Origin of the sequence: Hydrogenophaga sp. (genome assembly GCF_028698005.1) — a bacterium.
GTDB lineage: Bacteria > Pseudomonadota > Gammaproteobacteria > Burkholderiales > Burkholderiaceae_C > Hydrogenophaga.
On record NZ_JAQVEJ010000132.1, the window covers coordinates 1 to 8,277 of the forward strand.

Sequence of the window (8,277 nt, forward strand, 5' to 3'; positions counted from 1 at the left end):
ACGGCAACAAGATCTTCTGCACGCTGGGCGATCAGGCCGACCTGGTGCTCGTGGCCGCCCGCACGGGCGAGGCAGGCTCCGGCGCCAAGGGCATCTCGCTGTTCATGGTCGAGAAGGAAAAGTGCCCGGGCTTCAAGGTCAACAAGATCATCGAGAAGATCGGTCAGAACGCGCTCAACACCGCCGAGATATTCCTGGAAGATGCCCGCGTGCCGGCCGAGAACCTCATCGGCGGCGTCGAGGGCAAGGGCTTCTATCAGCTCATGGACGTGTTCACGCGCGAACGGCTGTCGATCGGCATCGTCGGCATCGCCTGCGCCGAGCGCGCCATCGAGATGACGCTGGAGCACGTGAAGAACCGCAAGATGCTGGGCCAGACCTTGTGGGACTTCCAGAACACGAAGTTCGTCCTGGCCGAGTGCGCCACCGAGGCACGCATTGGTCGCGTCTTCATCGACCAGCTCGTCAAGGACCTGGTCGATGGCAAGCCCCTGCAGCCCAACGACGCCATGATGGCCAAGTGGTGGGGTTCGGAAAAGCAGTGCGAGATCATCGACCGCTGCCTGCAGCTGTTCGGCGGTTATGGCTACTGCACCGAGTACCCGATCGCGCAGCTGTACATGGACGCCCGCGTCGCCAAGATCTACGGCGGCTCGAACGAGACGCTCAAGGACGTGATCGCCCGCGGCATGTGAGCGCCGGCCAGGTCCCAAAGGAGAACCCCCGCGATGCGGGGGTTTTTCATGGGCGGGTGAAAAGGAAGACTCAGTGCCGGCCTGAGCCGATGCCGTCGATGACCATGTCCATGAAGGCGTCGACCACCTGCTCGATGCTGTACTTGCCCTTGCTGCTGTACCAGCGCGGCACCCAGTTGAGCGCACCGAACAGCAGGGCCGAGAACAGCGACGGATCGCAGGGCTTGATGGTGCCGTCGGCAATGCCTTCGGTGATCAGCGCGCGCACCGTGTTGTCGAGCCGGCGCTGGAACTGGCGGATCTCGCCGCCAGGTGCCATGTCCAGCGGCCGGGAGCCGACGAGCACCAGGCAGCGGCCGAAGTCGTTGTTCTGCGCGAGCGCCAGGCTGCGCACGAACAGCCGCATGCGTTCGAGCACGGGCACGGAGCGGTCCTCCATGCTTCTGATGACCTCGTCGAGGTTGCCGAAGGACTTGACCAGGCACTGGTAGAGGATGCTCTCCTTGTTGGGCACGTAGTGGTAGAGCGTGGCCTTGTGCATGCCCAGCTGGTCGGCGATCATGTCCAGCGACGTGGCTTCGTAGCCGTGCACGGCAAACAGTTGCGCGGCGGTGCGCAGGATCGCGGTGCGCTTGTCCTCGTGTTTGGTACCGGTGCCATTGCGGCGGCGGCCGGTGGCGGTTTTGGCGGCGGCGCGGGTCGTGCTCCTGGCAGTCGCTCCGACGGTCTCAGTGGGCGGGACGGTGGAATCGGACATGGAGGTCATTATGGTGCGGTAATGGCGCCGGCTTCGATCAGGCGCTCGGTTTCTGTGGCATCCATGCCAAGGGACTGCAGGATTTCACGCGTGTGTTCGCCCAGCATTGGCGCGCGGTGGCGCACCTGGCCGGGGGTGGCCGAGAGCTTGACGGGCACGCCCGGTACGGCCACGGGTTCCGCACTGCCGGGCTGCTCGACGCGCGGCAGCATGTCGCGCGCGGCGAAATGCGGGTCCTCGAAGATCTCGCCGGCGGTGTAGATCGGGCTGAACGGGATCTTGCCGCCGAGAAGCGCCTTGAGTTCCTGCTTGGTGTGCTGGCGCGTGAATCGCTCGATGAGGGCGATCAGCGCCTGGTTGTTTTCCCAGCGGTGGGCTTCGTCCACAAAGCGCGGATCGTCCACCAGTTCCGGCATGCCGATGAGTTCACATAGCAGCTTGAACTGCGGACCATGAGGCGCGGCGATCGCGATCACCCCGTCCTTGACCGCGATGGTGCCAAAGGGCGCCAGACCGGGGATGCCGTTGCCGACCGGCATGGGCGAAACGCCGCGGTAGCTGAACTGGCTGACCACCAGTTCGGAGAGGGCCAGGATGCTGTCGGTCATGGCCACGTCCACGTACTGCCCCTGGCCGGTGGCGCGCGCGTGCCACAGGGCGGCCATGGTGCCGAAGGCGGCAAAGAGGCCCGAGACCGTGTCGCCCGCGCCGCCACCCACCTTGACCGGGTGCTGGGCGTCTTCACCCGTGATGCCCATCCAGCCGCCCATCGCCTGTGCCACGATGTCGAACGCGGGCCAGTCCATGTAGGGGCTGGCACCGCCGACGACGTCACCGAAACCGCGCACCGAGGTGTAGACCAAGCTTGGCCGGATCTCGCGCAGCGCCTCGTAGCCCAGGCCCAGCTTGTTCAGCACGCCAGCACGGTAGTTCTCGACCAGCGCATCGGCGCTTTGCACCAGGCGCCTGAGCACGGCCTGGCCTTCGGGGTGCTTGAGGTTGATGGCGATGGAGCGCTTGTTGCGGTTGCAGGCCTGAAACAGGCCGCCGTAGGACCTGACCTGATCGTCCTCGCGGAAGGGCCCCATGCGGCGGAAGAAGTCGCCTTCCAGCGGCTCCACCTTGATGACGTCGGCGCCATGGTCGGCCAGGACCTGCGAGCAGAACGGCCCGGCCAGGGCATGGGTGAGATCGAGGATGCGCAGACCTTTGAGGGCGCCGGATGCGGTGGACATGCTGATTCCTTCAGAAATTCAATCAAACGGTTGGTTGAATTATCTATTGTCGGGCGTGCCCTGTAAACCGCGCGCACAAAAAAGCCACCCGAAGGTGGCCCTGGATCGGCGGATCAGGAGAAAAACTCCCGTGCCTTGTCGAACCAGCCCTTGTCGTTCGGGCTGTGCTTGTGGCCGCCCTTCTTGAACGACTCGTCGAGTTCCTTGAGCAGCTTGCGCTGGTGCTCGGTGAGCTTGACGGGGGTCTCGACGGCGATGTGGCAGTACAGGTCACCGGGGTAGCTGCTGCGCACGCCCTTGATGCCCTTGCCGCGCAGACGGAAGGTCTTGCCGCTCTGGGTGCCCTCGGGCAGGTCGATGGTGGCCTTGCCCTGCAGGGTGGGCACGTCGATCTCGCCGCCCAGCGCCGCCGTGGTCATGCCCACGGGTACCTGGCAGTGCAGGTCGTCGCCATCGCGCTCGAAGATGTCGTGCTTGCGCAGCCGGATCTCGATGTACAGGTCGCCCGCCGGGCCGCCGTTCTGGCCGGGCTCGCCGTTGCCGCTGGAACGGATGCGCTGGCCATCGTCGATACCGGCCGGGATCTTGATCTCCAGCGTCTTCTGGCGCTTGATCTTGCCCTGACCATGGCAGGACGGGCAGGGGTCGGGGATGATCTTGCCGCTGCCGTGGCAGTGCGGGCAGGTCTGCTGGACGCTGAAGAAGCCCTGGCGCATCTGCACCACGCCCTGACCATGGCAGGTCGAGCAGGTCTGGGCGCTGGTGCCGGGCTTGGCGCCGCTGCCGTGGCAGGCCTCGCAGTCGTCCCAGGCGGGGATGCGGATCTGGGCGTCCTTGCCGTTGGCCGCTTCCTCCAGCGTGACTTCCATCGCGTAGGACAGGTCGGCGCCGCGGTACACCTGGCGGCCACCGCCGCGCCGCGCACCACCGAAGATGTCGCCGAAGATGTCGCCGAAGGCGTCGCCGAAGCCGGCGAAGCCATCGGCACCCGGGCCACCGCGCATGTTCGGATCCACACCAGCGTGGCCATACTGATCGTAGGCGGCCTTCTTGTCGGGGTCCGACAGCATTTCGTAGGCTTCCTTGACCTCCTTGAATTTCTCCTCGGCGGTTTTGGCGGCCTCACCCTGGTTGCGGTCAGGGTGGTACTTCATTGCCAGCTTGCGGTAAGCCTTCTTGATTTCGTCGTCGGACGCGTTCTTGGGGACGCCCAGCACTTCGTAAAAGTCGCGTTTGGCCATGGTGGGTGTTTTGCGTGATGCGCGTGGGAGGGGCTGTGAGCACAAACGCCGCGTCAGGTCACCCCGACGCGGCGGCTAGGGGGCATCGGCCATGCCGGCCGCCGATCGTCAGCCCTTCTTCACTTCCTTGACTTCGGCATCGACGATGTCGTCGTTGCCGCCGGACGAGGCGCCGGCGCCGGCCTGCTGGCCGCCTTCCGTGGCGCCGCTGGCGGCCGCTTCGGCCTGCGAGGCGGCGTACACCTTTTCGCCCAGTTTCTGGCTGGCGGTCATCAGGGCCTCGGTCTTGGCCTCGATGTCGGCCTTGTCCTCGCCCTTGGCGGCTTCCTCGACGGCCTTGATGGCCGATTCGATGGCTTCCTTCTCGCCGGCATCCAGCTTGTCACCGTGCTCGGCCAGGCTCTTCTGGACGCCGTGGACCATGGCCTCGGCCTGGTTGCGGGCCTGCACCAGCTCGACCTTCTTCTTGTCTTCGGCGGCGTTGAGCTCGGCGTCCTTGACCATCTGCTGGATTTCTTCCTCGCTCAGGCCCGAATTGGCCTTGATGGTGATCTTGTTTTCCTTGCCGGTGCCCTTGTCCTTGGCCGAGACGTGCAGGATGCCGTTGGCGTCGATGTCGAAGGTCACCTCGATCTGCGGCATGCCGCGCGGTGCGGCCGGGATGCCCTCAAGGTTGAACTCGCCCAGCAGCTTGTTGCCGGCGGCCACCTCGCGCTCGCCCTGGAACACCTTGATCGTCACGGCCGGCTGGTTGTCCTCGGCGGTCGAGAAGACCTGCGAGAACTTGGTCGGGATCGTGGTGTTCTTCTGGATCATCTTGGTCATGACGCCGCCCATGGTCTCGATGCCCAGCGACAGCGGGGTCACGTCCAGCAGCAGCACGTCCTTGCGGTCACCCGAAAGCACCTGGCCCTGGATGGCGGCGCCCACGGCCACGGCTTCGTCGGGGTTGACGTCGCGGCGCGGTTCCTTGCCGAAGAATTCCTTGACCTTCTCCTGCACCTTGGGCATGCGGGTCTGGCCGCCGACCAGGATCACGTCGTCGATGTCGCTGACGCTGATGCCGGCGTCCTTGATGGCGGTGCGGCACGGGGCGATCGAGCGCTCGATCAGGTCTTCCACCAGGGCTTCGAGCTTGGCACGCGTGAGCTTGATGTTCAGGTGCTTGGGCCCGGTCGCGTCGGCCGTGATGTAGGGCAGGTTGATGTCGGTCTGCGCGCTGTTGGACAGCTCGATCTTGGCCTTCTCGGCCGCTTCCTTCAGGCGTTGCAGGGCCAGCACGTCCTTGGACAGGTCCACGCCCTGTTCCTTCTTGAACTCGCCGATGATGAAATCGATGATGCGCTGGTCGAAGTCCTCGCCGCCGAGGAAGGTGTCGCCGTTGGTGGACAGCACCTCGAACTGCTTTTCGCCATCGACGTCGGCGATCTCGATGATCGACACGTCGAAGGTGCCGCCACCCAGGTCATAGACGGCGATCTTGCGGTCGCCCTTGTCCTGCTTGTCCAGACCGAAGGCGAGCGCCGCGGCGGTGGGTTCGTTGATGATGCGCTTGACCTCCAGACCGGCGATGCGGCCGGCATCCTTGGTGGCCTGGCGCTGGGCGTCGTTGAAGTAGGCCGGCACGGTGATGACAGCCTCGGTCACGGGTTCACCCAGGTAGTCTTCGGCGGTCTTCTTCATCTTGCGCAGGATGTCGGCCGACACCTGCTGGGCCGAGATCTTCTTGCCGCGCACCTCCACCCAGGCGTCACCGTTGTCGGCGGCCACGATGGCGTAGGGCATCAGGTCGATGTCCTTTTGCACTTCCTTCTCGGTGAACTTGCGTCCGATCAGGCGCTTGATGGCAAACAGGGTGTTCTTGGGGTTGGTGACCGCCTGCCGCTTGGCCGACGCGCCGACCAGCACTTCACCGTCTTCCTGGTAGGCCACGATGGACGGCGTGGTGCGGGCACCCTCGCTGTTTTCGATCACCTTGGTGGTGTTGCCTTCCATGATGGACACGCAGCTGTTGGTCGTGCCCAGGTCGATACCGATGATTTTTCCCATGATGTGTGGCTCCTGCGAAAGGAAAGTCTGAATTGTTGGAGAGATGTGGATAAGTCTGTGGAATTCAAGTGGACCGGCGGTGCAGCCGGAGCACTGTCCTTACTTGGGCGCTGCCACCGTGACCAGGGCCGGGCGCAGCACGCGCTCGGCGATCAGGTAGCCCTTTTGCAGCACCGTCACCACGGTGTTGGGATCCTGCTCGGCCGGGACCATGCTGATGGCCTGGTGCTGGTGCGGATCGAACTTTTCACCCGTGGCGGGGGCGATGGGCACCACCTTGTTGCGGGCCAGGGCGCCGAGCAGTTGCTGCAGCGTGGCTTCGGTGCCTTCGCGCAACTGGGCGGCGGTGGCTTCCTGCACGGCCAAGCCTGCCTCCAGGCTGTCGAGCACGGGCAGCAGGCCTTCGGCGAAGCCTTCCACGGCGAACTTGCGGGTCTTGGCGATTTCCTCCTCGGCGCGGCGGCGGGCGTTTTCAGCCTCGGCCTTGGCACGCAGGAACTGGTCGGCCAGATCGGCGTTCTTGGCCTTGAGGTCGGCCACCTCAGCGGCCAGTGCGGCCAGTTCGTCGGCCTCGGTCGCTGCGGCGGCGGCCAGCACCTCTTCCGGGCTGGGATGGTCGGTCGAGGGTGCTTCCTTGGGAGGCGTGTTCTCTGATGTCATGGCGTTCCAGGGTGGATCGGTCGTCCGTGGACAGATGAAGAATGAAAGAGGCGGCCAGGCAGCACCGCTGCCATCCCGCCCCATATGGGGGTGTCGGCCAGAAGTTCAAGAGCTCCTGCAGGCCGATGCTGCCGGGGTGACAATAGGATCATCCAAGGGATATTTGTCACGCGAGGAGACCTCATCATGAAACTGATCCGACATGGCGCCCCCGGTGCCGAGAAACCCGGTTTGATCGCTGCCGACGGCACATGGCGCGACCTGTCCGGACAGATCGCCGACATCGGGCCGGCCAGCCTGGGACGTGATTCTATGGCGAGGCTGGCCGCCATCGATCCGGCGACCCTGCCGCTGGTGCCCGCCGGCACACGGCTGGGGCCGTGCGTGGGTGGCATCGGCAATGTGGTGGCCATCGGCCTGAACTACGCCGACCACGCGGCCGAGTCAGGCATGCCGGTGCCGCCCGAGCCGGTGGTGTTCAACAAGCACAGTGGCTCGGTCAGCGGTCCCAACGACGACATCTGGCTGCCGCCAGGCTCGCTCAAGCTGGACTGGGAGGTCGAGCTGGGCGTGGTGATCGGCGAGCGCGCCTTCCAGGTGGCCGAGGCCGATGCCCTGCGCCACGTGGCGGGCTACTGCCTGGTCAACGATGTGTCCGAGCGCAGTGCCCAGATTGAGCGCGGGGGCCAGTGGGTCAAGGGCAAGAGCTACCCGACGCACTGCCCGCTGGGGCCATGGCTGGTGACGCCGGACGAACTGGGTGACCCGCAGGACGTGGATCTGTGGCTGGACGTCAACGGCCAGCCCCGCCAGCGCGGCAGCACGCGCACCATGATCTTCGGCGTGGCGCAGATCGTGAGCTATCTCAGCCGCTTCATGGCCCTGCAGCCCGGTGACGTGATTCCGACCGGAACACCGCCGGGGGTGGGCATGGGCATGAAACCGCCGACGTTCCTGCGTGCCGGCGACGTCGTCACCCTGGGTGGCCGGGGTCTGGGCGAGCAGCGCCAGACCGTGGTGGCCTCCTGACGGCGCTTCAGCCGCGGGTGGCCGTGGCACGGGCCCACTTGTGGGCGAACTGCTGCATGTCCTGCATCCGGCGGGCCAGGTCGGCGCCCAGCGGTGTCAGGCGGTAGCCGTCGCCCGTGTGATCCACCAGGCGTGCCGCCCGCAGCTCCTTGAGCCGGGTATTGAGGGTGTTGGGCGTCACGCCGCCGACGCTGTCCTGCAGCAGACGGAAGGTCTGGGGGTGTCCGTCGCTCAGGGCCCAGATCACGCGGATGGCGTAGCGCGACTCCAGCAGATCCAGCAGGCGGATCGCGGCGGCGTTGTCCTTGGCATTCATGCGCAGTCTCCTGTGTGTGTTCCGCCAGGAGCGGAGGCTTTCGCACAATATACGCCAGTTTGACCGAATTGCTAGCAGTTTGCTAGCTGACAACGGACGTGCGGTGCAGCAATGGGCCGCTTGCAGGCTACGGACGAAGCGGGTCGGTGGCTCCCGCCGCTGCCTCGCGCGGGCGCGCCACCCTATTTGTAAATGCGGTGCAGCAGCGTCTTGAGCGTCTGGAGTTCCTCGTCGCTCAACTGGCCGGCGACGTCGGATTCGAGCTGTGTGGCCGTGCGCTGGGCGGCCTTCTGCA

General features: G+C 65.6%; 8 protein-coding genes. 2 read left to right on the forward strand and 6 right to left on the reverse strand.

Translation table 11 applies throughout. From position 1 onward, the window contains the following. The coding region (locus PHQ87_RS12240; RefSeq protein WP_300234653.1) for an acyl-CoA dehydrogenase family protein at nucleotides 1–695 on the forward strand (695 nt) is incomplete at its 5' end. Between the two features lie 70 nt (nucleotides 696–765). Here the strand turns inward: PHQ87_RS12240 and PHQ87_RS12245 are convergent. The 5 genes from PHQ87_RS12245 to grpE all read right to left on the reverse strand — a co-directional run bounded on the left by PHQ87_RS12245 (nucleotide 766) and on the right by grpE (nucleotide 6,637). Then, the gene (locus tag PHQ87_RS12245) at nucleotides 766–1,452 is read right to left on the reverse strand and encodes a TetR/AcrR family transcriptional regulator (protein WP_300234656.1); all 687 of its coding nucleotides are present in this window, start codon (nucleotides 1,450–1,452) and stop codon (nucleotides 766–768) included. Nucleotides 1,453–1,460: 8 nt separating this feature from the next. Next, nucleotides 1,461–2,687, reverse strand: a complete 1,227-nt coding sequence (locus PHQ87_RS12250; protein WP_300234659.1) for a CoA transferase — start codon at nucleotides 2,685–2,687, stop codon at nucleotides 1,461–1,463. A 113-nt stretch (nucleotides 2,688–2,800) separates the two neighbouring features. Beyond that, entirely contained in the window at nucleotides 2,801–3,928 is a 1,128-nt protein-coding gene (dnaJ, locus tag PHQ87_RS12255; protein ID WP_300234661.1) for a molecular chaperone DnaJ, read from the reverse strand. A 108-nt stretch (nucleotides 3,929–4,036) separates the two neighbouring features. Beyond that, the gene (gene dnaK, locus PHQ87_RS12260) at nucleotides 4,037–6,010 is read right to left on the reverse strand and encodes a molecular chaperone DnaK (RefSeq protein WP_300234671.1); all 1,974 of its coding nucleotides are present in this window, start codon (nucleotides 6,008–6,010) and stop codon (nucleotides 4,037–4,039) included. A gap of 66 nt (nucleotides 6,011–6,076) precedes the next feature. Then, nucleotides 6,077–6,637: a nucleotide exchange factor GrpE gene (gene grpE, locus PHQ87_RS12265; RefSeq protein ID WP_300234664.1), complete on the reverse strand. Its 561-nt coding sequence runs from the start codon at nucleotides 6,635–6,637 to the stop codon at nucleotides 6,077–6,079. A 186-nt stretch (nucleotides 6,638–6,823) separates the two neighbouring features. On the opposite strand from grpE, the gene PHQ87_RS12270 reads away from it, so the two are divergent. After that, nucleotides 6,824–7,666, forward strand: coding sequence for a fumarylacetoacetate hydrolase family protein (locus tag PHQ87_RS12270; protein ID WP_300234666.1), 843 nt, complete (start codon nucleotides 6,824–6,826; stop codon nucleotides 7,664–7,666). A 7-nt stretch (nucleotides 7,667–7,673) separates the two neighbouring features. On the opposite strand, the gene PHQ87_RS12275 is transcribed toward PHQ87_RS12270, so the two are convergent. Continuing rightward, nucleotides 7,674–7,982 (reverse strand): helix-turn-helix domain-containing protein, encoded by a 309-nt coding sequence (locus tag PHQ87_RS12275; RefSeq protein WP_300234669.1) that lies wholly within the window; start codon nucleotides 7,980–7,982, stop codon nucleotides 7,674–7,676. Between the last annotated feature and the right edge of the window lie 295 nt (nucleotides 7,983–8,277).